Below are 23,656 nucleotides of genomic sequence, written 5' to 3' on the forward strand. Positions count from 1 at the left end.
CGTGCTCTCGCTACCATCTTCTTATAAAATCCCCGCCTCTTGCGGCATATAGAACTTATGTCCACCGTGACCATACTCCCTGACCGGCATTCAATTGAAACAAAGGTCAGGCCATGGATATCTACAATTACCTCAAAAAGGATCACCGCAAGGTCGCGGACCTGATGGATCAGGTCGTCGCCAGCCAGAACCCGGCGGAACGTCAAGCCCTGTTCGGCCAGATCAAGACCGAACTGACGCTCCACGCCGACACGGAGGAAGCCACCTTCTACAAGGCCATCGAGGACGCCACGCGCGCCAAGGCGGTCGAGGAGCAAATGGAGCACGCCCATCACGAACACGATGAAATCCGTGAATATCTCGAAAAGCTGTCGACCACCCCGGTCGAGCAGGAAGCCTGGATCGAGACCTTCGGCGAGTTCAAGCACTCGGTCGCTCACCACGTCGAGGAAGAAGAGCAGGACGTCTTCGAAAAGGCCAAAAAATATCTCAGCAGCGAAGAGGCCACGCAACTGGCCAAGGATATGGACGCGCTGAAGAAGCAGCAGAAGGCGCAAGCGCCCGCGGAAGCCGTCGGGTAGTTCGCGCCTCCCGCACAGGCGGGTTACGACATCCAGCGCGGCAAGCTGAACCTTGCCGCGTTTCATTTGCCCGGCACTGCGTTTATTGCGATTTTATCCCGTAGTCGCTTAGCGGAATATGCCTCGTATCGGCGACCGGACCCAGACGCCCAACACTGCCGTGAAGAGGCCGCCCCACATATCAGGCACCTTTAGCCGCCCATCTTGCTTTAGGAGACCGAAATGGCAAAAGACATGAACCCCCACCCGGACAATCCGGGATTTACTTCGGAAACCGTCGCGGTCCACAGGGACTTCAGTGAAAAACTACCCGTCATCGAAACCTTCCATCTTGGCGCCTTGACGATCGAGGCCTGTCCCGGCCGCGATACCTTGTGGATCGTCGTCCGGCGTCCGGGACAGGGTGCCATCGCGCTCAGGACCAGTCCCTGGCCGGGGCCCTATAAGCTGAAACTGCTGCGCCGGAACGAAATCAGCGCGCTATGGGAAAACGAGGCCAGCGTAGGGAAATGGACTATCGAACTGGAGCTTCTGGAGGACGCCGTCCTGCGCCTGAAAGTCACCCTGGTGCCGGCCTACGATCTGCTCCTGACCTTCTGGCCGCGAGACCTTTTCGTACTCGACAACAAAGATAGTCCCCTGGGGGCGCACGGCCAGGTCGAAGCAGCGCAGCGCGGTGTCAACGGCGGTATCTGTTATTTTTGTTTTAGCGAGCCGAATTTCGGCAATGTCCTTTATGCGCAAAATTTCAGCGTGCTCAATGACTTCTTCCGGCAGACGGGGACCAAGCCGGACGGTGTCGTCGGTGGCGAGTGGCCGGAACTCGGTTACCAGCCGCCGACCGGCCCCATGGCCAACAACCCGCCCATCAAGCCGCTAAAACAAGGCCGTGAGGTCGTGGTTTCGGACGCTTTGCTAACCTTCAGCAAGGATTGCACGCAGAACGAAATCAACAGTGCCCGCAAATTTATCGAGATGGTGGCCACCATCTATCCATATCTGAACCGCCATCAGCCGCACTATCACGACTGGCTGGATCGCGCCAAACGCACGATGAAGGACCTCCGGGCCGGCGGCGACGTCACCATCGAACACTATGGCCACACCTATCTCCACCCCTATGTCGGTGCGGAGTATCCCGACAGCATGGTCCAGATGACCGTCTTGGCCAGTCTTGTCGAATACGAGAGGCAGTGGGGCATGGACAACACGCTGTCCAAGGAACTGGCCGCCGGTATTGGCCGGTTTTACGATAAGAAATTGAAATCCATCCGCCGCTACCTGCCTAATGTCGGCGATGACAAGAACGCCAATGCAGTCGACTCGTGGTACCTCTATCACCCGCTCATGAACCTGGCGCGGCTGGCTAAGGCGGGTAATTCACAGGCGGAAAAGATATTTCGCGACTCGCTCGATTTCGCCATCAGGGCCGCCCGCCATTTCAACTATGTCTGGCCCATCCAATATGATATTACCGACTTTTCGGTCATCACCGAAGCGCGCAGTCCGGACGGTCTGGGGCAAACCGACGTCGGCGGCATCTATGCCTATGTCATGGTTCAGGCGTGGGAAATGACGGGCGACCGGCAATATCTCGACGAAGCCAAGCAAGCCCTGAAGACGCTCGAAGACGAACGCTTCGAACTGGCCTATCAGACCAACCTGACCGCCTGGGGGGCGGTCGCCTGCCTGAAACTGTGGTTGCTCGACAAGACGTCCCACTATCTCGACCAGAGCCTGACCTTTATCGCCAGCTTCGTGCACAATTGCGAACTGTGGGACTCGAAAGTCGGCTTTGCCGGTAAATACACCAACTTTTTCGGCGTCACCTGCCTGCAGGACGCACCCTATATGGCGGCGTACGAATGTTTCGAAGCCTTCGCCGCCTTCGACGAATATCTCCGCCTGGGTGGCGAGGAATTGCTGCCGGCGGCGCGCCTTCTGGTCAGCGAATTCCGGCGCTACGCCCTCGATGTCACCTGGTTCTTCTACCCAGACGCCCTGCCGGAAGAGGTCGTCGCCAAGGAAAATATTCGCAACGGCCACATCGACCGCAACCTGTCCTTTCCGCTGGAAGACCTCTATGGCGACGGGCAGCCGGCCGGTCAGGTCGGCCAGGAGATCTACGGCTGCGGCGGCGCCTTCATCTTTGCCTGCCGCGCTTTCGAAGCCTGCGGTGAGGCGCCGTTCCGCCTGTTCGGCGACTATCCGCTCGAAGTGACCGCGATCGATGCCACCTCGGCCGAAGTCCGCGTCCTCGGGCCCACACCCTTCCGCGGGCGGCTGCGCGCCATCCGCAGCGACCGCCGCGACATGCCGCGGGTCCATCTGGTCGACAAGGATTCGGAAAAGACCGTCACGGCGCGCGAACGGGGCGACGATTTCCGGGATTACGATGTCGCCGCCGGCAGCCGCTATGTCATCCGTTGGGGCGGAGGCGGGGATGACTGATGTCAAGATGGACGTAAGGACCGTGTTCCACCGCCTGGCGGACGAAAGTCTTATGCGTCTGCGACAGGGCATGCTGGATCAGGCCCAGGCGGCCAGCACGCTCAGCAAGATTGTTACGGCGGCCGGACCCGAGAACCTGTTCGATGGTCCGGCCGCAGCCGCCTTGACCGCCAGGCTCAGCCAGCTCGTTTTGCAGTACCAGGACGATGCCATACGGGATCCGGCGACGCGCGCCATTTTCGACCTGCTTAACGCCGCGCTCGAAGGCCGAAAACCGGCAGGATGATCTCCATCCACGGTCCGTGACGACTTTATCCAATGTGCTGGGGAGAACGAAATGGAGCACCTGTTTTTCAACGACTGGCAACACCTCGTTCGCATCGCTATTGTCGGTGTTGTATCCTATGCTGCACTTATCCTGTGTCTGCGAGCCGCCGGTAAGCGGACGCTCTCCAGGATGAATGCCTACGACATGGTCGTGACCATGGCCCTTGGCTCAGTGCTCACCAAGGCGATGCTGACCCAGGACCAGACCATCTCCGAGAGCGTAACCGCCATTTGCCTCCTCGTGGCTTTCCAATACCTGTTGTCGGTGGCGAGTTGTCATTGGACGTGGTTCCGCAAATGGGTCGTCGCCGAACCGGCCGTCCTTTATGCCGAGGGCATGTTCCTCGGAAAGGCGATGAAGAAGGAGCGGGTGACCCACACGGAAATCGAAGCCGCCCTCCATGAAAAAGGTTTCAGTAACCTGTCCGACGTGGCGGCCGTTATTCTCGGATCGAATGGTGAACTGAACGTCCTGTCGAATGACAGGGCGTCAGGACTTCACCTTTCGCCGTGTGACGATCTGCCGTTTCGCCTGACATGCGAATATCCGGCCGACGTCGTATGCAGCGAGGGGACGGCCCAGGTGACGATGAATGGACCGGCCGGCTATGACGCCCGCCTGCGCGTCATGATCAAGGATCGCACATATCCTGCCAGTGTTGCCTTGTTGCGCGCCGAGGACGGCGATATCTTGCCACCGGCCCATCCGACCGGTGACGAATTGGTCTATCGCGTACCCGCTGACGGTCGCTTCGAGATACGGTGGCAGGCGCTCTAAGCGCCGGTTACCGGGATATCGCTGATCGGATGCTGCTTTTCTTCGTCCAGCAGCGCGTCATCGCTGTCGTTGATGGCCACGACGCCATCCTCAGGCATATCGCCGGCGTCGATATCGAATGCCGCGCCGGGCTTCAGATGAGGGTCGATCTCATGGCGTGTGGGAATATGCACGGTCACGCCGGCGCGGGTGATGTCGTGCGGCAGACCTGTTTGGGGATTATCGGATTCAGTCATGAAAGCGCTCCAAGTTTTAAGGGTCACGAAGCCTTGGCGGTCTCGCGGCGTTGAGCCGCGAACGCATCCGTGGCGAACGCGGCAATGGCTTTGTTGTAGACGTCGGCGCACTCGGCAAAGCCCATGTGGTTGGCATCGTCGACAATAACGACGCCGGCATGGCGGGCCGAAGCGGCGATGTCCTGGCTGGCCTCGGGCTTGGTCACGATATCGACCTTGCCGCCCAGTACCAGAATGGGCACGTCCAGCTTGGCGACGGCGCCGGTTGAGTTCCAGTGGAACATGGCCAGGTTGCCCTTGGCCTGGGCGCCCTGCGGATTGCGGACACTGAGCAGGGTCGTGTGTTCCAGCTGTGCATGGGTCACGCGTGGGCCAAAGCCGAGACGGTTGGCGATATGCGCCGTGCCGTCGAGATAGCTTTTCCACGCGCCGAGCCACGCGAATGGCGCCAGCCACATGGTGAGATGCATCATCGGTTCGACGATCGGTAAACGCATGGCCATGACCAGTGGGCTCAGGATCATGGTTTGCAGCGGATTGACATAGGTGGTGTTGACCAGGACGATTCCGGCGACATGGCGGCGAACGATATCGCCGTGATCGCGCGCCAGGGTCTGGGTTGTCATGCCGCCGATGCTGTGACCGACCAGAACGACCTTCTCAGCGTCTGCATAGGCCATGACGGCCGCCAGGTTATCGGCAAAGCTTTCCAGGCCGACGGCGGCATTGGGCGCTTTGGACTTGCCCATGCCCGGCAGGTCCCAGCTGATAACGCGGAAATCCCGCGACAGATCGCGCTTGGCCGCAGCCCAGATGGTACTGTCGAGGCCCCACCCGTGCGTCAGGATCACTGTCGGGGCGTCGGCCCGGCCAGTGGTTTCGACATATAACGATGCCCCGTTGACGCCGGCAATGATCTCGCCATCGCCGCGCTTGAAATGCTCCGGTGACGGACGGCTGCGGGCGAGGAAAGGCTTGATCAGGATACCGCCGCCGCCGAACGACCACAGGATAAGCCCGAGCGCCGTCCATAACTGCCAGTCATGGCGAACAAGATGGGCCACGCCGTAGACATCGCGGATATAGTCGCCTTGGTACCACGTCCACAGCAGCCACCCGGCAGCGGCGAGAATCGCCAGACCCAAAAGGGACAGCAGGGCTCTGACAATCATGATGAACGGCATGGAGGCGCTTTCTGGATATGGATCGACGGTTCGTGATCCCGATATGTGGACGTGACATGACGGCTATGAGCCATATGAAGGCCGGCACTATGCCCCTGACCCGGCCGCGAAACCGATGCGGATAGACGGCCAAAACATAAAAAATCGGGCGGGGGTTTCCGGTGGTATAGCTTCTGCGTCCGACCTTTCGACGCATAAGGACTTGGTCGCCGTTCGAATCCGGCCGCCGCTGCGCCTTAACAGATCAGGTCGTCGAGGGTCTTGTACATAAACGGCTTGCTCTTGCGCTTGGGCGGCTTGCTGACAATTTCGCTCGCTTTCTTCGGCGACAGCCACGCAATCATCCGGCACTGCACATCGATCACCAATTTGGCGGCCTCATTCAGCGCCTTGGTCTTGGCCGCCAGCTGCGGATCGCTCGCATCGACCAGGACCTTGACATCCTTTTGGTAGTCTTCGGCGATCACCTGACACGCCGCCCATCGCGCCTCGGCCTGGGCTTCCCGCGCCGCATGATACTTGTCGTGGAAGTCGGGATAGAGCTGGACCCACAGATAGATGGTGCTTTCGCTGGGCAGCGTCATGTCGGCGGCCACCATGCGCTTCAGCCCGATCGTACTGACCGCAATCAGCTGGCAAACCCGTTCGGCCAGTTTTTCCGAATAGGTGCTGCGCGGACGGCGCTCTGTCTTTGTCTCTGTGGTCATGGAAGGCCCTCCTCAGGCATAAAAAAGCCCCACCGGTCAAAGACCGTGGGGTTGATTTCGTTCGCAACACTGGATGCTGAGAAAAACCTACCAAGCTTGCCCTGCCATGTCAACGGATAAAATACGAAACATGATAATAAATTTCACGCATCGTAAATATACGGCAACATAATACCATTCAAAAATCGCCATATTGAGATTCGGAGCGTCGGTTTTCCGCCAATCCGGACACAGCCACTCCGAATCTCGCCGGCTTACCCTGCCTTGAGCGCACACCCGCGCCGCGCCGCCCAAAAAGCAGTCGCCAGCTAACTTCTTTATTGCAGATCCGGGTCGCCAGCGTGGGATACCAGCCAGGTCGCGGCATCCTTGTCGCCCTTGGCCGCGGCCTTGTCGTACCAGGTCTTGGCGGCTTTTTTGTCCACTGTCACGCCCTTGCCGGATTCGTAAAGCTTGGCCAAATTGACCATGGCGTCGACATCGTCCTGATCGGCAGCTTTCTGGAACCAGGCCGCCGCCTGAGCATAGTCCTGAGCGACGCCTTCGCCGCCGTAATACAAGGCGGCCAACAGGTTTTCACTCGACGGATCGCCGGTGCCCGCAGCCTTCTTTACCCAGGCGGCGCCGGCCGCGCTGTCCTTGGTGACGCCGTCGCCATCGAGCAGGATTTCCCCGGCATTGCGCATGGCCGGCACGCTGCCGGCGTCCGCCGCCTTGACCAGAAGATCCAGGGCATGCGGCTTGTCCTGGGTCACGCCCCGGCCGTTGTAATAGACCATGGCCAGCGCGTTCATGGCTTCGGGATCGCCGCTGTCGGCGCCGCGCTGATAGTGGCCGATCGCCTGTGCATCATTCTGCTCGACGCCCTTGCCCTCGGCATAGAGACGCCCCAACCAGTAGTCGCCCGATGGATCGCCCGACGCCGACATGACCGCGAAATTGGCCAAAGCCGTCTTGTAATCGCCGGCCTCATAGGCGGCCACGCCCGACTCGACGCTTTGGGCGAAGGCGGGCGCGGACATCAAGGCAAGGGCGGCGACGGTGGCGAAAATGAGCTGGCGCATGGCGGTGTCCTTGTTCGCCGCTACTGTGCCGCCGCCACGGCCGGAGTCAAGGTTTAGTCGCCGCCCAAGTCAGTCACCACCGTGCTGGACCGGACCGGTGATCATGGTCTTGCGGCACAACCACACGAACGGCACCAGAACCAGGATGACGATCGACGAGATGCGGAACAGGTCGACGGTCGCCAGCAGGAAGGCCTGGCTCATGACCTGGCGGACGATTAGGCTGCCGCCCTGGGCCGCGCTCAGGCCGAAATCCTGGGCCTGCTGCATGGCGTGCTGAAAGGCCGGATCGGTAACCCCCATGATTTCGGCCAGCCGCGTCTGGTGCTGGATTTCGCTGCGTTCCCACATGGTGGTCACCAGGGACGCGGCGAACGAACCGGCGACGATCCGCGCGAAGTTGCTGAGGCCCGAGGCGGCCGGCACGCGCTCGCCCGGAATGCCGTTCAGGCTGATACTGACGAAGGCAATGAAGAAGAAGCTCATGGCCGCACCCATGACCAGCATCGGCACCATCAGGACGAAGAAGCTGGCTTCGGTGGTGAACAGCGACCGCATATAGAAGGACAGGGCGAACAACAGCAGCGACAGAGTGCCGAGGATGCGCGCATCGTAGCGGTTGAGCAGGCGGGCGGCGAACGGCGTCATGATAACGGCGATCACACCCGACGGCGCCGCGACCAGGCCGGCCCAGGTGGCGATATAGCCCATATTGGTCTGCAGCCACAGCGGCATCAACAGGTTGGCGCCGAAGAAGATGGCATAGGCGACGCACAGGACCGCGGTCCCGAAGGCGAAGTTGCGCGTCTTGAAGAAGGACAGGTCGACGATCGGGTTCTTGTCGTTGAGCTCCCAGATCACCCAGGCGATAAAGCCGACAATGGCGACCAGCATTTCGACGACGATGGCCGGCGAATTGAACCAGTCGGCTTCCTTGCCGGTGTCGAGCATGATCTGCAGGGCGCCGACCCAGACGACCAGCAGGGCGAAGCCGGTGCGGTCGATCGGGCGTTGGAAGGTCGGGGTTTCACGGCCCTGCATGCCGCGCCAGCACAGGAAGGCGACGGCGGCGCCGATCGGCAGATTGATAAAGAAGATCCACGGCCAGGTGAAATTGTCTGAAATATAGCCGCCGAGGATCGGGCCGAAGATCGGCGCCACCAGGGTGGTCATCGACCAGATGGCGAGCGCCGTGCCGCGTTTGTTGGGCGGGAAGATCATCATCAGCAGGGCCTGCGAGCCCGGGATCATCGGGCCCGACACCGCGCCTTGCAGGACACGGAAGAAGATCAGGGCGTCGATGTTCCAGGCTATGCCGCACAGGAAGGAAGCGATGGTGAACAGGGCGACCGACGCGACGAACACCTTGACGACGCCGTAACGTCCCATCAGCCAGCCGGTCAGCGGCACGGAAATGCCGTTCGACACGGCGAACGAGGTAATGACCCAGGTGCCTTGGGAGGTCGACACGCCGAGATCGCCGGCGATGGTCGGCACGGAGACATTGGCGATGGTGCCGTCCAGCACCTGCATGAAGGTACCGAGCGCGAGCGCCAGCGCCGTGATCGCCAGGGCAGCGCCAGTCAAGGGAGGAAGCGGGGCGCTTTGGGCAGCCGGGGACGCGGAGGACATGGTTGCCTCTTCTTATTTCGAAAGAAAAAAGCGGCCCCGCGCCAGGGGTAAGGGGGAGGGACGCGGGGCCAGGGGGAGTTAGTTGGTCTTTGAGATATCGATCTTGGCGTCCATCGACAGGCCGACGCGCAGCGGGTGTGCCGCCACTTCCTTCGGATCGAGATCGATGCGGACGGGCAGGCGCTGGACCACCTTGATCCAGTTGCCAGAAGCGTTCTGGGCCGGGATCAACGAGAAGGCCGAGCCGGTGCCGCCGGAAATGCCGCGGACGGTGCCGTGGAACTTGACGCTCTTGCCGTAGAGATCCGAGGTCAGTTCGACCTTTTGGCCCGGCACGACCTTGGTCAGTTGGCCTTCCTTGAAGTTGGCGTCGACATAAGCTTTGGAGGTCGGGACGACCGTCATCAGCGACGTACCGACGGCGACCTGTTGGCCGACCTGGACGGCCTTGCGGGCGACGATGCCGTCGGTGGGTGCGCGGACGACGGTGCGGCTGAGCGCCAGGTTGGCGGCGTCGAGCCTGGCCTGGGCAGCCAGGACTTCCGGGTTCTGCGCCGCGCTGACGCCCGAGAAGTTGACGGCATTGCCCTGACGCTCGCCACCGGCGGCCTGGACACCGGCCAAGGCTTCGGCGCGGCCGGCCAGGGCCGTGTTATAGGCGGCCTGGGCCTGGCTATAGGCGTTCTGGGCGGAGGTCAGTTCTTCCTGCGACACGGCGCCCGAGGTCGCCAGGTTCTGGCGGCGCGTCAGCTCGGTTTTCGCATTATCGAGTGCCGATTGCGCCGACGCGATCTGAGCCGTGGCACGGGCGACCTCGGCCTGACGGGCGCCGACCTGGCCGGCCAGGGCCGCATCGTTGGCGTAATAGCCCTGGACGTGGCGTTGCGCCAGGGCGAGGGCGGCCTGGGCCTGTTCGACGGCGATGCGGGCGTCCGAGTCGTCGATGGTCAGAAGGACGTCGCCGGCCTTGACATATTGGGTTTCGGCGACGGCGATGGTGGCGACCGGACCGGAAACCAGGGCGTTGACCTGTGCGGTATCGGTGCCGACATAGGCATTGTCGGTCGAGACATAGTGCGAGGCGACCAGGCCGTAATAGGCGCCGTAAGCGATGGCCGCGGCGGCGACGCCGATGCCGACATAGGTCAGCAACTGGCGGCGTTTGGCATTGCCGGCAGCGTTGGCGGGCGCCTTGGGCGGCGCGGCGACGGGGGTTACGGGCGGAGCATAGGCTTCTTTAGCGTTTTCAGCGCGCGGGGCGGGGTGAGCGGTGTCGGCCATGATGAAATCTTTCTCTGATTTCTGGAGTTTATGTTCGGATTACGAGATGTATTGGCCGCCGAGCGCCTTGATCAGGGCGATATCGAGGGTCATGGAGCGTGACTTGAGATCGGTAACGACGCGGCGCTGATTGATCAGGCTCTGTTCGGCCAACAGCAACGACGTGTAGTTGGACAGGCCGCCGTCATAGCGCAGCTTGCTCAACTTGTAGGCCTGCTCATACGAGTCGAGCGCCTTTTGCGAATTGTCAAGGCGCGCCTGCAAGGCGGTTTGGCTGCTCAAGGTGTCGGCCACTTCCTGCATGGCGACCAGGACATCCTGGTTGTAGCTGGCGATGGCTAACGCGTGCTCGGCCTCGGCCGACTTCAGGTTGGCCTTCAGCGCGCCGCCGTCGAACAGGGGCAGGCTGAGCGCGGGACCGAACTGGCCGGCGTCGGAGCCGTCCTTGAACAGATTGCCCAGGCCCAGGGCTTCGAAACCGAGGAAGCCGCGCAGATTGATATTGGGGTAGAAGGCGGCGTGGGCCTGCTTGATGTGAGCGGAGGCCGCTTCGGCACGCCAGCGGGCGGCGATGATGTCCGGACGGCGGCCGATCAGGTCGAGATTGACCGTTTGCGGCGCCGGACCGAAGGCCTTGGCGTCGGCATCGATGGTCGGACGGGCCAGGGCGGCGGCGCGATCGGGCGAAGCGCCGACCAGCATGGCGATCTGGTGCTTGTTGAGGTCGATCTGTTCGTCCAAGGCGGCGAGATCGGCCTGGGCGGCATAGACGCCGGCCTGGGCCTGTTCGGCCTCGGCCTGGTTGGAGACGCCGTTATTGAGCTTTTGTTGGACCAGATTGGCGCTGTCGCTGCGAATTTCGACGGCACGCTGTGCCAAGTCGCGTTCCTGATAGAGGCGATCGAGGTCGATATAGGCGCCGGTAATGGCGGTGGCCAGGATCAGGCGCGCCTGGGCGGCGTCGGCCTCGGCGGCCTGGGCCTGGGTCGAAGCGGCGGCGATGGCGGCGCGGTTACGCCCCCAGAAGTCGAGCTCCCAGCCGAAATTCAGCGTCATCGTGCCCTGGTCGTTATAACCCTGGGGCAGGAATTCTTTCGGGAAGCCGTTATTATAGCTCTGCTTGACCTCGTGCGCATCCGTATTGAAGGTCAGATTCGGCGCTGCGGCGGCGTGATATTGCGAGGCGACGGCCTGGGCCTGGTTGAGGCGGGCTTCGGCCATGGCCAGGGTCGGCGAATTGTCGAAGGCCTCGGTCATCAGGCTTTGCAGCTGCGTGTCACCAAAACCTTGCCACCAGGCCTGATCGGTGGCAGCTTCGATCGGATTGACCTTCTTGGCCTGGCTGGGCTCGGAGGCGAACGGCGCGCTTTGCGGCAGGGTGGTGCAGGCGGTGAGCGCTGTGGTCGCCAACAAGACAGCGGCCAGGAGGGATGTGGAGGTCTTGATCATCATCTATCTCTTCATTAGGTCGGGGAGGACCTTGAAATAACCGTACGGTATGGTCATTTATGCTGGACATATAGGCCGGTCTGATGTACCTGTCAATATGACCGTACTGTACGGTTGTGAATTATTTTTGCATTGCGAGAGGATATTTTGGAACAGGACGTAAAAGTGTCAGGAGAGGGCATTTCGGGGGCGGAGTCGTGTATTGAGCCCTTCAAGGGCCGCGGCGACCGGCGCGAGCACATATTGGATGTGGCGGCCGAGATCTTCCTGACGGAAGGCTATGCCAGTGCGTCCATGTCCACCATCGCCGCGCGGTTAGGCGGCTCGAAAGGCACGCTTTACAATTACTTCAAGAGCAAGGAAGATTTGTTCGGCGCCTATGTCATGCGCCACTGCGAATTCCATCGTGGTCAGGTTGGCGAATTGCTGACCGATGAAGGCGACGCACGTACGGTCCTGACCCGGTTTGCCCGGCGCTATGTCAAGACCTTCACTTCTGACAAGTCCCTGCAGAACTGGCGTGTCATTTCGGCCGAGAGCAGCAAGTCGCCGGAAATCGGCCGCGCCTTCTACGAAAGCGGACCCAAGCGGGGCGCTGAAATCCTTGCCGATTATCTGCGCAAGGTCGTGGCGCGCGGTGAAATGAAGATTGACGACCCGTTGACGGCGTCCTTTCAATTGACGTCGCTGATCCATGGACGCCTTATCAAGGCGCGACTGCTCAACTACATTCCGGAGCCCGGCGACGATGAAATTAATCGCGAAGTCGAATCCGCCATGCGAGTTTTCTTCGCGGCCTACGGCGTTAATAACGGTTAAGTGCTTCCGTCAATTGTCGTGAAACCGTGAGCATGGTAAACTCCCACGGAGTATGGAGGAGGCAATCATGCGTTTAGCCTATGTCTTTGCGGCGGCAGGATTTTTGGCGTTCGCGGCCTTCGGCGGTCGCGCTCCGGCGGCGACGCCCGCAGCCGCTCCGGCCGTCAAGGCGCCGACCTGCGCCGAACAATGGCAAGCCATCTCCTCCCAGGCCCAGCCGAAACAGGCTGACGTCAAGGCCTATTCCGCCAAGTGCATGACCAGGGTCATGGTGCGCTCTGCGCCAGGCATGACCAAGGAACAGCAGGACCGCATCAGTGCGTGCGACGCGCGCTGGAAGCAGATGGAAGCGGCCAATGCCACGGGCGGCATGCATTATGACGCTTTCGCCGCCCAGTGCACGACCAAACGCCCGCCGATGAATTAGGCCGCATCAGCGACCTTTTGTCCTGCCGCACAATCCCCGCATCCATGCCATAAGGGCTGATGTCCCTTGCCCAGCCTTTGCCGGACCATGCTCTCCTGACGCGCTATCGCGACGCGAAAGCCTATACCGATTGTTTCGCCATCGACGTTCCGGGTCAGGTCTCTCATGCGGACTATATCCATGCCTTCTATACTTCGCCCTTGTTCAAGCTGGAGCGGCTGATCTTGGCGCTGCTGGTCGCCAAACCCTCGAGCGATGCCGAGGCGCGTCGGCTGGCCGATGGCGAGATCACCCGCTTTGCCGCCTGGAGCCAGCAGGCGCGAACCGACAACCAGATCCTGATGCTGGACTACATGAAAAAGACCTGCTCGTGGCTGATGACGACACCCTTGGCCGGCGGCGGCACGCGGTTGTGGTTCGGCACGGCGGTGGTCCCGCACCGCGTTGCCGCCGATGGCCGTGTTTCGCTCGGCACGGGCTTTGACCAGTTGATGGGTTTCCACAAGCTCTATTCGGTCACCTTGTTGCGCGCCGCCGCCAGGCGTTTAAGGCGCAACTAGGTAAACCTCGGTCGCCAGCCGCCGCGGCGCCTCGCGATGACTGACCAGGATCAGGCCCTGACCGGTGCGAGCCAGCCGTTGCTCCAGCCGTTCGATGACCGTGGCTTCCGTCGCCAGGTCCAGCCCTTCGCTCGGTTCGTCGAGGATCAGGACCGGGGCGTTGCGCAGATAGGCGCGCGCCAGGGCCAGCCGCTTACACTCTCCGCCGGACAGCGCAACACCGCCGTCGCCGACCCAGGTGTCGAGTCCTTTCGGCAAGGCCTTGACCCGCGCCGACAGGACCGAGTCGTCCAGCGCTTCGTGCATCCGCATCTCGATGTCGGCCTTCGGCGTCGTTGCCAGGGTGGCGTCGTCGAACGCCATCAGGAGATTGTCGCGTATCGTCCCCGTCAGGATAGTGGCGTCCTGCGGGCAGAGGGCGCACCCGACCATGCCCACGGTTGCCGGTCCCTCGCGTAAGCCAATCAAGGTTTCGATCAAACGCGTCTTGCCGCTGCCCGATGCACCGTCGATACGCAGGCGCAGGTGCGAATCAAGCTGGTAAATGCCCAGTAGTTTGTTTTGCGCCACCACGGGTGTGGCCGGCGCCGAATCGTAGAGGCCCGCGACGCGCTCTTGCGCGGCGACGATGCCTGAGCGCTGGCCAATATACCGCACCAGATTGCCGATACTCTCGAACCCCATGGTCGCGGCCAGCAGCGCCAGGGCCAGCCCGGCGAGCGAGCTGTGGACGCTGACCGCGGCCATCAAGCTGAGGCACAGCCCCATCAGGACGGTGACCAGGCTCGATGCCAGGGCGTCGCGCGACAGGGTGGCGGTCTTCGCGGCGCGCAGCCGGTCTTCCAGCACTGTCAACTCGGCGAGATAATTGTCGCGCAGATCGCAGGTCCGTATATCCGGCAACAGATTGAGAAGCTCATGGAAGCGCGCCTTAAGGGCGCCCATCGCCGCGGTTTCGGATTCGGGCGCGGCCGCCGGACGGTGCAGCCACCATCCCCCCAGCAGGGCCAGCCCCATGGACGTCACCAAGATGAAGGCCGCCTGCCAGCCGCCAAACACGGCGAAACCAAGCGCTGTCACCATGCCGGTAGCCGCTGCGACGGGCACGCTTTGCAGGACCAGACCATTTTCCAGCGTCGCGATATCCTGGATGAAACGGCTCGACGCCTCGCCGCGCGACAGGGCGAGCGTGGTTTGCGGCGAGGCCTCAACCAGACGCCCGAACAGGGCCGGCCGCAGCCGCGCCATCACGCGCAACGCCGCGCTATGCCCCAGATAACGCTCGCCATAGCGAAACACGGTCCGCGTAATGGCGAACAGGCGGATAAGCGCGCTGGGCAGCAGGTAGTTGAAGGTCTGGATGGCGATCGGACCGCCGGCGCCGGCTATAGCTGCGGCGGTCAGGAACCAGCCCGACAGGCCGAGCAAGGCGACGGCCGAAACCGATACCCCGGCGGCGAAGAGCGCGGTCAATAACAGGCGGGCGCCGAACGGCTTTTTCAAGGCTCTGAAATCGCAGTCGAAATCGCTCATGCCAAGGTCACAATCTGGTCGGCGAGGGCACACAGGCGCGGTGAATGGCTGCTGAAAATGACCGTTCGTGCCTTGAACAGGGCGGGCATGCGGGCGATCAGGTCGGCTTCCGACTCGGCGTCGAGATCGGCGGTCGGTTCGTCGAGCAGCAGAATGGCGGCCGGTTTGAGTAAGGCGCGCGCCAGGGCGATGCGGCGGCGCTCACCGCCCGACAGGCCTGAACCGCGCTCATTCAGCATCACATCCAGCCCATTTTCCCGACGCATGACGAGGGAGCGCAGACCGACGCGGTCGACCATGGCCTCTATGTCCGCATCGCCGGCGTCGCGATAAGCAAGTCGGAGATTGTCGCGCAAGGTGGCGGCCAGGATCGGTGAGTTCTGCGACACCCAGGCGATATCGCCGGTCAGATCGGTGTGAACCGTGGCCTCGGCGCCGTCGATAAAAATCCCGCCGATTTGCGGATCGATGAGCCGGCGCAGCAAACTCGTCTTGCCTGCCCCCGTTGGGCCGATGAGCGCCGTCACCGAACCCGGCGCGGCCTCGAAACTGACCGGGCCGATACGAAAATCCGGATCGTCGGCGTGGGTGATCGTGACATCGCGAAAGGCGATCGCCGGCGCGTTGGTCAACCGCGGGGCGGGTATTGCCGGTTCCGCGACCTCGAACGCCATCAGCCTTTGCGCCGCCGCGATGGCAGCCTGACGATCGTGGTAGGCGGCCGCCAATCGGCGCATCGGCGCATAGACCTCGGGCGCCAGGGCAAGAACGAAAAAGGCCGTGGCCAGGGTCAGGTGCTCCGGCACCTGGAACGGCAACAGGCCGAGCAAGTAAAATCCGCAATAGACGGCGATCATGGCGACGGAAAGCGCGCTGAAGAATTCGAGTACGGCTGAGGTCAGGAAGGCGATTTTCAGCACGCGCAGGGTACGCTCGGCCACGGCGTCGGCGGCATAGGCCACGCTGGCGGTCTGACGCCCGCCATTCTGAAACGCCAGGATCAGCGGCAGGGCGCGGAGGCGATCGAGCAGCAGGTTCGACAGTTTGCCTAAGGCATCGAGCTGCCGGCGGGATTCGTCGCCGCTGCCCATGCCGAGTATGGCCATGAGTGCGACAAACGGCAGCAGGGTCAGGGCCAACAGGCCGCCGCTGACCGGGCTTTGCGTCGCGATCACGCCAATCAGGACCAGGGGAATGATGCGCGCCTGGAGCTCGGCCTGGCGGAAGCGGGCATAATAGGCTTCGAGGGCTTCGCTATCCTCGAACAGGGTATTGAGGCGTTGCGTATTGGCGCCGGCGGCGAGGCGGCCCGCCAGGGCCTTGGCCATGATATCGAGCCGTACGCCCTGCAAGATACGCCGCGCCGCCGCCTGGTCGAGCCTTTGCGTGACAAGGGAAAGTCCGGCACGCAAGCTCAGTGCGGCGACAGTCGCCAAAATCGGCACGATCAGATCCGCCAGGTGCGGCGCGTGGCCGAACAGGGCGGTGACGAGATGGCTCAAGCCCCAGGCAAATCCCGCGATGTAAAGCAAATCCACCAACCCCAGGGGCAAGGTCTTGCCGCCACGGCGCGCCCATTGATTGAGCTGCGCCTGCGCGGCCTGATGCGTTGGTGCGACCTGCGGGTGCGACAATTGGTGTGTTGATTCCGCCAATAGCAGGCCCTACGATTTTTACCGGATTAGCTTTCGCAAGCGGTCTTAGCGCATTCATGGCCCTGTAACCTACAGGCTTTTTGCCGCAGGCTTGCACGCGCCGGATTTGAGGCGTTTACTCGCCCTATTCGCGAATGAGGAGAGTCGTTTATGGATCTCGGTGTCGTCGAACTGTCGCGGCTGCAATTTGCGCTGACGGCCATGTATCACTTTCTCTTCGTGCCGCTGACCCTTGGCCTCAGCTTCATGCTGGTCATCATGGAAAGCGTCTACGTGCTGACGGGCCGGGAAATTTGGCGGACCATCACCCGTTTCTGGGGCGTCTGTTTCGGTATCAATTTCGCCTTAGGCGTCGCCACCGGCCTGACCATGGAGTTCGAGTTCGGCATGAACTGGGCTTACTACTCCCATTATGTCGGCGACATCTTCGGTGCGCCCCTGGCCATCGAGGGCTTGATGGCCTTCTTCCTCGAAGCCACCTTTGTCGGCCTGATGTTCTTCGGCTGGGAAAAACTGTCCAAGCCGGCCCATCTGATGGTCACCTTCCTGGTGGCGCTCGGCACCAACCTGTCGGCCCTGTGGATCCTGATCGCCAATGGTTGGATGCAGCACCCGACCGGCGCCGAATTCAACCCCGCCACCATGCGCATGGAAGTGACCAACTTTATGGAGGTCCTGTTCAATCCGGTCGCCCAGGCCAAGTTCGTCCACACCGTCAGCGCCGGCTATGTTCTGGCCTCGGTTTTTGTCCTCGGTATTTCGGCGATATGGCTGTTGCAGGGCAAATGGGTCAGCGTCGCCAAACGCTCCATGGCGGTGGCGGCAGCTTTCGGCCTGGCCTCGGCCCTGTCGGTCGTCGTCCTCGGCGATGAGTCGGGCTATACCCTGACCGATAACCAGAAGATGAAACTGGCCGCCCTGGAATCGATGTGGCACACCGAAAAAGCGCCCGCCGGCATTGCCGTCTTCGGTATCCCGAACGTCAAGGCACAGCGTACCGACGCCGAAATCAAGATCCCCTATGTCCTGGGTCTGATCGCGACACGCAGTCTCGACAAGCCGGTCATCGGCATACTCGACCTGGTCGACAAGGCCGAGGGCCGCATCCGTTCCGGCATGGTCGCCTATGACGGCGTCGAAAAGCTGAAAGCCAACCCGAACGACCTGGCGGCGCGCGCCGAGTTCGAGGAACACAAGGCCGATCTCGGCTATGGCTACCTGTTGAAGCGCTATGTCGCCGATCCGCGCACAGCCGACGATGCGACCATTACCAAGGCCGCCGCCGATACCATCCCCAACGTCTTTGTCATGTTCTACGTCTTCCGCATCATGGCCGGTCTGGGTTTTGCCTTTATCGGTCTGTTTATCCTGGCCTTCTACATGGTCACCGTCGATAAGGTGCGAGCGAAGTGGTTCTTGTGGGCCTGTGTCCTGGCCATTCCCTTACCGTGGGTCGCCATCGAAGGCGGCTGGGTGCTGGCCGAGGTCGGCAGGCAACCCTGGGCGGTCGACGGTGTCCTGCCGACCTTTATGGGGGCGTCCAGCCTGACTGTGCCGCAGATCTGGCTGACCATAATCGGCTTTACCCTGATGTACGGCATCATGGCGGTGATCGAAATTACCCTGATGGTGAAGACGGTGCGCAAGGGGCCGTATCAGTCGAAGATCGGCCGCATGCACGAGGACCCCGAAGTCAGTCCGACGGACGATCCGGCCCTGCCGGTCATTGGCCCGGCAGAATAAGGAGCAAAAACCCATGGAGCCTATTATCGATTACGCCACCTTGCGGGTCATCTGGTGGGCACTGGTCGGCGGCCTGCTGATCGGCTTCGCCATCATGGACGGCTTCGACATGGGCGTGGCGGCCTTACTGCCTTTCGTGGCCAAAAGCGACGGCGAGCGCCGTGCCGTCATCAATACGGTCGGCGCTACCTGGGAAGGCAACCAGGTGTGGTTCGTCGTTGGTGGCGCCTCCCTCTTTGCCGCGTGGCCGTTCGTTTATGGCGCCAGCTTTTCCGGTTTTTACCTAGCCATGTTCCTCGTCCTGATGGCGTTGATCCTGCGCCCGGTCGGTTTCAAATATCGCTCGAAGCGCCCCGGTGAAGCGTGGCGACGCAACTGGGACTGGGCATTGTTCATCGGCGGCGCGGTACCGGCCCTGGTCTTCGGTGTCGCCATGGGTAATGTCCTGCAAGGTGCGTCATTCAGCTACGACAGCGATCTGCGCCTGACCCTTCATGATCATTTTTTCGGCGGCCTGTTGGGGTTGTTCTCACCGTTTACCGTCCTGTGCGGGTTGACCTCGGTCGCCATGCTGGTCCTGCAAGGCTCGGCCTGGCTGTCGATCAAGCTCGAAAAAGGTGACCTGCGCGACAAGGCGATGCGTTACGGGCTGTTCGCCGGCGCCGCGGTGGTGGTCTTGTTCGCCATCGGTTTTGTCTTCGTCCGTTTTGGTGGCCTTGGTTTCAGCGTCGTGGGTGACGTGGCGGCCGACGGACCGTCCAACCCGACGCGGGCGACCGTCGTGCCTCAGGCTGGGGCCTGGCTGCTCAACTACGGCAAGTATCCGTGGATGTGGGCGGCGCCTGTTTTGGGGTTCGTCGGACCCGTTGCCGCCATGCTGGGCCTGCGCCTGAAGAACGAGTGGCTGGCCTTCGGTGGTTCATCCCTGGGCGTCGTCGGGATCATTTCCACGGTCGGCTGCTCTATGTTCCCCATCATCCTCCCCAGCACGGTCGACGCCCATTCCAGCCTGCTGGTATGGACAGCGTCGAGCTCGCATATGACCCTGGGCATCATGCTGCTGGTCACCGGTGTGCTGCTGCCGGTGGTACTGTTCTACACCGCCTGGGTTTACAAGGTCCTGTTCGGCCGCGTCGGCGTATCGCATCTCAAAACCAATCCCGACCTCTATTAAGGAGAACACTGTGTGGTATTTTTCATGGATATTGGGTGTCGGCCTGGCCGTCGCGGTCGGTGTCCTCAACGGCATCTGGTACGAGTTCCAGGCCACTGACGACCCCGACGCCGAAGATCCGTATTCCAAATCGTAAATGGTTTATATCAACGTCATGTTGGGACGGTTAAACGCCGGCCAGTCCAGTTCGGTAGAACGGGTGGCGCTGCGCAAGATCAAGCCGGCGATTTCAAGTTCAGGTCTGGCGTGATGGATGTGCCGGGCATAGTGATCGTTGGATTCGATACTGTCATCATTGCGGTCGGCTTCGCAAGTCAACAACACACCCCCGTCGGCGGTTTGGAGAGGGGTCATTAACTGCCAGACCACGGCTCTGAGCCCGGCCTTGACATCATAATTTGGGTGAGCCAGCCGTTTTATCATGCGAGTACGGCCTTCCAGGCGCAGATTGGCATTGGTGCGTGACATGTTCAGCGCAATGCCGACGACAGACGCGTCGCCGTCAACAGAAACGGTCATGCTTTCCCCCGGCACCATGCGGACCAGGCTGCAGCGGATCAGGGCGGTCGCGCGATCGATAACGCTCAGTCCATCGGCGAAAGGCGGCGCCGGCGCAAAGGTGAAGTCCGGACTGGATACCCTGTTCGTAGGCCCCTTCGACAGGTCAATGGTTTTCAGCGCCTCTCCGAGGTAGCAACCGACGTTTTCGGCCACCTCAGGGATCAAGTGGTGAAAGTCTGAAAAGACGTCGTGCCACGTTTTTTCTAATCGGGCGGCTTCGGACCTGACCAGTGGCGAGGGATCGACATAGAAAACGCCATACCGCTCGCACAGGGCCATATACTCGGCCATAACGGTATAGCCGTCTTCGTGCAAACGCATGGGCATGAACAGGAAGACCGGGACAACGCTGTGGCGCTGACACTTTGCCAAAAGGTAGAAGAACATCTCGCGCATGGTGTCGAGATTGTACATCTGCCGGTTCAGGGCGCGCTGTTCGTTGACCGTAAAGTCGAAAATGACGAAATCGGCCTCGTCGAGGACTTCGTCCCGGATCGCCATGGGCGCCAGGATCGAGTGGCTGGAACCGATGGACATGTTGGCGATAATGTCGATGCCGTCCGTGCGGGCCAGGCCGCTGACATAGCCGATACGCAAAACAGAATTGGACGTGCCGACAATGGCAAGCTTGACCGGCACGGCCTTATCCTTGCGGAGCGCGCAACGATTTGACCAGGTTGAACACCATGGTCTTGGCCTGTTCGTCGTGGCCTTCCTGGGCCAATCCGTAGAGGGTCTGCATCACCGCGTCGGGGATCGGTTCGACATTGGCCTGGTTGGCGACTTCGAAAATCCCGGGCAGCAGGGCCTGGCGCACCTCATTGTCGTCGACCAGGGCTTCGGTGATCTTCTCGCCTTCGCGTAAGCCCGTAAAGGTGATCTCGATATCCTTTTCGCGCAGGCCGTACAGTTCCAGCATGCGCTTGGCCAGGTCGTAGATCTTGATCGGCGTGCCCATTTCCAGGATGTAGAGGCCGGACTTGTGGTCGGGCGTCTGGGCGTTGTTCATGGCCGAGGTCAGGACCAACTGCACCGCCTCGAAAATGGTCATGAAATAACGTTCGGCTTCGCGGTCGGTCAGGGTAATCGGTCCGCCGCGCTCGATTTGCGACTTGAACAAAGGCACGACCGAACCGGTCGAGCCCAGGACATTGCCGAAACGGACGACGCAGGCCTGGTGGGTGCCGGAAATCTGCGTGCGGATCAGATGCTCGGCCAACCGCTTGGTGGCGCCCATCAGCGACGACGGCGCCACGGCCTTGTCGGATGAGATCAGAACCAGTTGCTCGACCCCCGCGGCCTTCGCGGCGTCGATGACATATTGGGTACCCAACACATTGGTCAGCACGCTTTCCGACGGGTTCATTTCGACCATCGGCACGTGTTTCAACGCGGCGGCGTGGAAGATGACGTCCGGCTTTTGCTCGGCGACGACGGCGGCGAAACGCTCCTTGCGCCGGATGGAACACAGAATCGGCCGGGCGCAGACACCGGGGAAGTCCTGGCGGATGGCGCGGTCGATCTCATAGAGCGCCAGTTCCGAGTGATCGATCAGCGAGACGTGGGCGGCGCCCAAAGACAAGGCCTGCTTGGCGATTTCCGAACCGATCGAACCGCCCGCGCCGGTAACCATAATGCGCTTGCCGGCATAGAAACTCTTGAGCGCCTGGGTGTCGAGATAGACTTGCGGCCGGTGCAGCAGGGCCTTGAATGACGTCGGATCACTGGGATCGGGCAGGGGCAGACTATGGGGAGTTTTGCCTGAAAGCCGTGAGAGCAAGCGCAAAAGTCGGTAATTGGGCAGGCTCATGAATAATCCGGCGTTGTATCTAATCCACGCTATTGAAACGGTTATGACTCTTTTATCAAGCGCTTAAGCTCTGATAAGTGTAGAATTTTGCAATTATGGCGGGGAAGTTTCCGTCGAGGTCATGGGCAAGGTCATGGATAACAGTCATGGTTGAGGTTTTGTTCTTCGGACGCATGGCGGATGTCGCCGGCCGCCGGCGGATGACGGTGGATCGGCCAGCCGAAGGGCTGAGCCTGATCGCCTTGCGCGACAGTTTGTTCGACGAAGCGACGCGCGCAACGGTGCGTATGAGCGTCAATCAGTTCCAGGCAACAGCCGACCAAACCTTGAGCGACGGCGATGAGGTCGCCTTTTTCTCGCTGTTTTCGGGAGGATGAGCGCGATGCTGGATGTGCGTTTGCTCGAAGGCGATCTCGATGCCGTGGAGGCTCAAGCGGCGTTCATGGCGGTCCACGGGGCGGCCGGAGCGGTGGTCAGTTTTACCGGCGTGGTGCGTGGCGATGCCGGAACCCTGGCCCTCTATCTCGACTGGTATCCCGGCATGAGCGAACGTTCGCTGCAAGAGATTGCCGCGGCGGCGATAGCGCGTTTCGATGTCACGGCTTTGACGGTCCTGCATCGCTGCGCCGAGGTCAAGGTGGGGGAGGCGATCGTCTTCGTTGCGGCGGCGTCAAAACACCGGCGGGCGGCGTTCGAGGCGGTCGACTACGCCATGGACCGGTTGAAAAGCGAGGCGGCATTATGGAAGCGGGAAATAACCGCGGACGGTTCGCGCTGGATCGAGCCGCGCGCCGTGGACACGGAAGACTTGCAAAGGTGGAAGCATGACTGATCTGTCGCATGTCGATGAGGCCGGCCGTGCCCGCATGGTCGATGTCTCGGCCAAGCCCGTCACAGCGAGGACAGCCGTGGCGGTCGGCCACCTGACCTGTGCCATGGTTACGCTCGACCTGGTGCGCCAGGGCAAGACACCCAAGGGCGCGGTCATCTCGACGGCGGAACTGGCCGGCGTCATGGCGGCCAAGCGGACCTCGGACCTGATTCCGCTGTGTCATCCGCTCAGCCTGACCAAGGTCATGGTCGAGATCGCCATGGACGATGCCCTGCCGGGGTTTTCGGTTCGCGCCGAGGTTCGCACCTCGGGCCAGACCGGGGTCGAGATGGAGGCCCTGACGGCCGTCGCCGTTGCCGGCCTGACCCTCTACGACATGCTGAAGGCGGTCGATAAGACCATGGTCATCGGCGGTATCGAGGTCGTGGCCAAGTCGGGCGGCAAGGCGGATTTCAACGCCGAGAGCCAATAGAGACAGACGAAAGCATGGATTTGCTTTAGCGGGCCCCTGGCCGGTCGAAATACCTGGCGGCGAGATTCGGAGTAGCCGTTGCCATAATTCAGGAAAATCGGCGCTCCGAATCTCCGATGTCCGGCCATGATGGTCCTTGCACGGCCTAATCGGTGGCCGGCAATGTCATGTGGCGATGTGCAGTTTAGCAGTATTATAATACCGCATCAATCTGGCCGGCCGGGGATTCGGAGTGCGGGTTATGCCTGTATCGGGCACGGGCTACTCCGAATCTCGTCGGCAGGGCGATACCGCTATCGGCGCTTTCATCGCGGCAAAAAAAGCCGCAGGAGAGTTGGAGCTCCTGCGGCTGGTCTGATATGAAATCGTTCTGAAAGAAC

General features: G+C 61.5%; 24 protein-coding genes. 13 read left to right on the forward strand and 11 right to left on the reverse strand.

Annotated elements, in window-relative coordinates:
- Nucleotides 1-113: 113 nt before the first annotated feature.
- The 4 genes from AC1DX3_RS13750 to AC1DX3_RS13765 all read left to right on the forward strand — a co-directional run bounded on the left by AC1DX3_RS13750 (nt 114) and on the right by AC1DX3_RS13765 (nt 4,137).
- Entirely contained in the window at nt 114-581 is a 468-nt protein-coding gene (locus AC1DX3_RS13750; protein ID WP_476989878.1) for a hemerythrin domain-containing protein, read from the forward strand.
- 222 nt (nt 582-803) lie between these two features.
- Nucleotides 804-3,032 carry a hypothetical protein gene (locus AC1DX3_RS13755; protein WP_476989879.1) on the forward strand — a complete coding sequence of 743 codons (2,229 nt, stop codon included), beginning with the start codon at nt 804-806 and terminating at the stop codon, nt 3,030-3,032.
- Nucleotides 3,025-3,318, forward strand: coding sequence for a hypothetical protein (locus AC1DX3_RS13760; protein WP_476989880.1), 294 nt, complete (start codon nt 3,025-3,027; stop codon nt 3,316-3,318). The genes AC1DX3_RS13755 and AC1DX3_RS13760 overlap by 8 nt, the downstream gene beginning before the upstream one ends.
- A gap of 51 nt (nt 3,319-3,369) precedes the next feature.
- Complete coding sequence (locus AC1DX3_RS13765; RefSeq protein WP_476989881.1) at nt 3,370-4,137, forward strand: DUF421 domain-containing protein; 768 nt, start codon at nt 3,370-3,372, stop codon at nt 4,135-4,137.
- Here the strand turns inward: AC1DX3_RS13765 and AC1DX3_RS13770 are convergent.
- The 7 genes from AC1DX3_RS13770 to AC1DX3_RS13800 all read right to left on the reverse strand — a co-directional run bounded on the left by AC1DX3_RS13770 (nt 4,134) and on the right by AC1DX3_RS13800 (nt 11,693).
- A complete protein-coding gene (locus tag AC1DX3_RS13770; RefSeq protein WP_476989882.1) occupies nt 4,134-4,373 on the reverse strand; it encodes a hypothetical protein in 240 nt (79 codons plus the stop codon). The genes AC1DX3_RS13765 and AC1DX3_RS13770 overlap by 4 nt on opposite strands.
- 23 nt (nt 4,374-4,396) lie before the next feature.
- Nucleotides 4,397-5,557, reverse strand: coding sequence for an alpha/beta fold hydrolase (locus tag AC1DX3_RS13775; RefSeq protein ID WP_476989883.1), 1,161 nt, complete (start codon nt 5,555-5,557; stop codon nt 4,397-4,399).
- Between the two features lie 236 nt (nt 5,558-5,793).
- Nucleotides 5,794-6,264 carry a terminase small subunit-like protein gene (locus tag AC1DX3_RS13780; protein ID WP_476988968.1) on the reverse strand — a complete coding sequence of 157 codons (471 nt, stop codon included), beginning with the start codon at nt 6,262-6,264 and terminating at the stop codon, nt 5,794-5,796.
- A gap of 317 nt (nt 6,265-6,581) precedes the next feature.
- Nucleotides 6,582-7,328, reverse strand: a complete 747-nt coding sequence (locus AC1DX3_RS13785) for a tetratricopeptide repeat protein (RefSeq protein ID WP_476989884.1) — start codon at nt 7,326-7,328, stop codon at nt 6,582-6,584.
- Between the two features lie 69 nt (nt 7,329-7,397).
- Complete coding sequence (locus AC1DX3_RS13790) at nt 7,398-8,960, reverse strand: DHA2 family efflux MFS transporter permease subunit (protein ID WP_476989885.1); 1,563 nt, start codon at nt 8,958-8,960, stop codon at nt 7,398-7,400.
- A 78-nt stretch (nt 8,961-9,038) separates the two neighbouring features.
- Entirely contained in the window at nt 9,039-10,241 is a 1,203-nt protein-coding gene (locus tag AC1DX3_RS13795; RefSeq protein ID WP_476989886.1) for an EmrA/EmrK family multidrug efflux transporter periplasmic adaptor subunit, read from the reverse strand.
- A gap of 39 nt (nt 10,242-10,280) precedes the next feature.
- The gene (locus AC1DX3_RS13800; RefSeq protein ID WP_476989887.1) at nt 10,281-11,693 is read right to left on the reverse strand and encodes an efflux transporter outer membrane subunit; all 1,413 of its coding nucleotides are present in this window, start codon (nt 11,691-11,693) and stop codon (nt 10,281-10,283) included.
- 162 nt (nt 11,694-11,855) lie between these two features.
- On the opposite strand from AC1DX3_RS13800, the gene AC1DX3_RS13805 reads away from it, so the two are divergent.
- From AC1DX3_RS13805 to AC1DX3_RS13815, 3 genes are all read left to right on the forward strand, one after another.
- On the forward strand, nt 11,856-12,509 hold the full coding sequence (locus AC1DX3_RS13805) for a TetR/AcrR family transcriptional regulator (protein WP_476989888.1): 654 nt from the start codon (nt 11,856-11,858) through the stop codon (nt 12,507-12,509).
- 67 nt (nt 12,510-12,576) lie between these two features.
- Nucleotides 12,577-12,936 carry a hypothetical protein gene (locus AC1DX3_RS13810; RefSeq protein ID WP_476989889.1) on the forward strand — a complete coding sequence of 120 codons (360 nt, stop codon included), beginning with the start codon at nt 12,577-12,579 and terminating at the stop codon, nt 12,934-12,936.
- A 59-nt stretch (nt 12,937-12,995) separates the two neighbouring features.
- Nucleotides 12,996-13,496, forward strand: a complete 501-nt coding sequence (locus AC1DX3_RS13815; RefSeq protein WP_476989890.1) for a hypothetical protein — start codon at nt 12,996-12,998, stop codon at nt 13,494-13,496.
- Here the strand turns inward: AC1DX3_RS13815 and AC1DX3_RS13820 are convergent.
- The gene (locus tag AC1DX3_RS13820; protein ID WP_476989891.1) at nt 13,482-15,029 is read right to left on the reverse strand and encodes an amino acid ABC transporter ATP-binding/permease protein; all 1,548 of its coding nucleotides are present in this window, start codon (nt 15,027-15,029) and stop codon (nt 13,482-13,484) included. The two genes, AC1DX3_RS13815 and AC1DX3_RS13820, sit on opposite strands and share 15 nt — an antisense overlap.
- Nucleotides 15,026-16,684: a thiol reductant ABC exporter subunit CydD gene (gene cydD / locus AC1DX3_RS13825; RefSeq protein WP_476989892.1), complete on the reverse strand. Its 1,659-nt coding sequence runs from the start codon at nt 16,682-16,684 to the stop codon at nt 15,026-15,028. The genes AC1DX3_RS13820 and cydD overlap by 4 nt, the downstream gene beginning before the upstream one ends.
- Nucleotides 16,685-16,834: 150 nt before the next feature.
- Here cydD and AC1DX3_RS13830 point away from each other — a divergent pair, with 150 nt between their 5' ends.
- Genes AC1DX3_RS13830 through cydX form a run of 3 tightly spaced genes read left to right on the forward strand, consistent with a single transcriptional unit; the run spans nt 16,835 to nt 19,737 of the window.
- The gene (locus tag AC1DX3_RS13830) at nt 16,835-18,427 is read left to right on the forward strand and encodes a cytochrome ubiquinol oxidase subunit I (protein ID WP_476989893.1); all 1,593 of its coding nucleotides are present in this window, start codon (nt 16,835-16,837) and stop codon (nt 18,425-18,427) included.
- Between the two features lie 13 nt (nt 18,428-18,440).
- Nucleotides 18,441-19,601: a cytochrome d ubiquinol oxidase subunit II gene (cydB, locus tag AC1DX3_RS13835; protein WP_476989894.1), complete on the forward strand. Its 1,161-nt coding sequence runs from the start codon at nt 18,441-18,443 to the stop codon at nt 19,599-19,601.
- 10 nt (nt 19,602-19,611) lie between these two features.
- Complete coding sequence (cydX, locus tag AC1DX3_RS13840) at nt 19,612-19,737, forward strand: cytochrome bd-I oxidase subunit CydX (RefSeq protein WP_476989895.1); 126 nt, start codon at nt 19,612-19,614, stop codon at nt 19,735-19,737.
- A 5-nt stretch (nt 19,738-19,742) separates the two neighbouring features.
- Here cydX and AC1DX3_RS13845 read toward each other — a convergent pair whose 3' ends face one another.
- Together AC1DX3_RS13845 and AC1DX3_RS13850 are read right to left on the reverse strand one after the other, a co-directional pair.
- Nucleotides 19,743-20,801, reverse strand: a complete 1,059-nt coding sequence (locus AC1DX3_RS13845; RefSeq protein ID WP_476989896.1) for a hypothetical protein — start codon at nt 20,799-20,801, stop codon at nt 19,743-19,745.
- 4 nt (nt 20,802-20,805) lie between these two features.
- Nucleotides 20,806-21,972: a polysaccharide biosynthesis protein gene (locus AC1DX3_RS13850; RefSeq protein WP_476989897.1), complete on the reverse strand. Its 1,167-nt coding sequence runs from the start codon at nt 21,970-21,972 to the stop codon at nt 20,806-20,808.
- A gap of 146 nt (nt 21,973-22,118) precedes the next feature.
- Here AC1DX3_RS13850 and AC1DX3_RS13855 point away from each other — a divergent pair, with 146 nt between their 5' ends.
- From AC1DX3_RS13855 to moaC, 3 genes are read left to right on the forward strand one after another with little or no spacing between them, the layout of a single operon-like run.
- Nucleotides 22,119-22,349, forward strand: coding sequence for a MoaD/ThiS family protein (locus AC1DX3_RS13855; protein ID WP_476989898.1), 231 nt, complete (start codon nt 22,119-22,121; stop codon nt 22,347-22,349).
- Complete coding sequence (locus AC1DX3_RS13860) at nt 22,346-22,804, forward strand: molybdenum cofactor biosynthesis protein MoaE (protein WP_476989899.1); 459 nt, start codon at nt 22,346-22,348, stop codon at nt 22,802-22,804. Before AC1DX3_RS13855 ends, AC1DX3_RS13860 begins: the two co-directional genes overlap by 4 nt.
- The gene (gene moaC / locus AC1DX3_RS13865; RefSeq protein ID WP_476989900.1) at nt 22,797-23,276 is read left to right on the forward strand and encodes a cyclic pyranopterin monophosphate synthase MoaC; all 480 of its coding nucleotides are present in this window, start codon (nt 22,797-22,799) and stop codon (nt 23,274-23,276) included. The genes AC1DX3_RS13860 and moaC overlap by 8 nt, the downstream gene beginning before the upstream one ends.
- Nucleotides 23,277-23,656 lie beyond the last annotated feature (380 nt).

The organism is Asticcacaulis sp. P2_B1 (genome assembly GCF_056404915.1).

Coding starts and splice junctions, on each gene's coding strand:
- AC1DX3_RS13790 (WP_476989885.1), bottom strand. CDS start 8,960: ATGTCCTCCGCGTCCCCGGCTGCCCAAAGCGCCCCGCTTCCTCCCTTG.
- AC1DX3_RS13820 (WP_476989891.1), bottom strand. CDS start 15,029: ATGAGCGATTTCGACTGCGATTTCAGAGCCTTGAAAAAGCCGTTCGGC.
- AC1DX3_RS13855 (WP_476989898.1), top strand. CDS start 22,119: ATGGTTGAGGTTTTGTTCTTCGGACGCATGGCGGATGTCGCCGGCCGC.
- AC1DX3_RS13760 (WP_476989880.1), top strand. CDS start 3,025: ATGACTGATGTCAAGATGGACGTAAGGACCGTGTTCCACCGCCTGGCG.
- AC1DX3_RS13850 (WP_476989897.1), bottom strand. CDS start 21,972: ATGAGCCTGCCCAATTACCGACTTTTGCGCTTGCTCTCACGGCTTTCA.
- AC1DX3_RS13795 (WP_476989886.1), bottom strand. CDS start 10,241: ATGGCCGACACCGCTCACCCCGCCCCGCGCGCTGAAAACGCTAAAGAA.
- AC1DX3_RS13810 (WP_476989889.1), top strand. CDS start 12,577: ATGCGTTTAGCCTATGTCTTTGCGGCGGCAGGATTTTTGGCGTTCGCG.
- AC1DX3_RS13765 (WP_476989881.1), top strand. CDS start 3,370: ATGGAGCACCTGTTTTTCAACGACTGGCAACACCTCGTTCGCATCGCT.
- AC1DX3_RS13800 (WP_476989887.1), bottom strand. CDS start 11,693: ATGATGATCAAGACCTCCACATCCCTCCTGGCCGCTGTCTTGTTGGCG.
- AC1DX3_RS13830 (WP_476989893.1), top strand. CDS start 16,835: ATGGATCTCGGTGTCGTCGAACTGTCGCGGCTGCAATTTGCGCTGACG.
- AC1DX3_RS13755 (WP_476989879.1), top strand. CDS start 804: ATGGCAAAAGACATGAACCCCCACCCGGACAATCCGGGATTTACTTCG.
- AC1DX3_RS13815 (WP_476989890.1), top strand. CDS start 12,996: ATGTCCCTTGCCCAGCCTTTGCCGGACCATGCTCTCCTGACGCGCTAT.
- AC1DX3_RS13785 (WP_476989884.1), bottom strand. CDS start 7,328: ATGCGCCAGCTCATTTTCGCCACCGTCGCCGCCCTTGCCTTGATGTCC.
- cydB (WP_476989894.1), top strand. CDS start 18,441: ATGGAGCCTATTATCGATTACGCCACCTTGCGGGTCATCTGGTGGGCA.
- AC1DX3_RS13750 (WP_476989878.1), top strand. CDS start 114: ATGGATATCTACAATTACCTCAAAAAGGATCACCGCAAGGTCGCGGAC.
- AC1DX3_RS13780 (WP_476988968.1), bottom strand. CDS start 6,264: ATGACCACAGAGACAAAGACAGAGCGCCGTCCGCGCAGCACCTATTCG.
- AC1DX3_RS13860 (WP_476989899.1), top strand. CDS start 22,346: ATGAGCGCGATGCTGGATGTGCGTTTGCTCGAAGGCGATCTCGATGCC.
- AC1DX3_RS13770 (WP_476989882.1), bottom strand. CDS start 4,373: ATGACTGAATCCGATAATCCCCAAACAGGTCTGCCGCACGACATCACC.
- AC1DX3_RS13775 (WP_476989883.1), bottom strand. CDS start 5,557: ATGCCGTTCATCATGATTGTCAGAGCCCTGCTGTCCCTTTTGGGTCTG.
- moaC (WP_476989900.1), top strand. CDS start 22,797: ATGACTGATCTGTCGCATGTCGATGAGGCCGGCCGTGCCCGCATGGTC.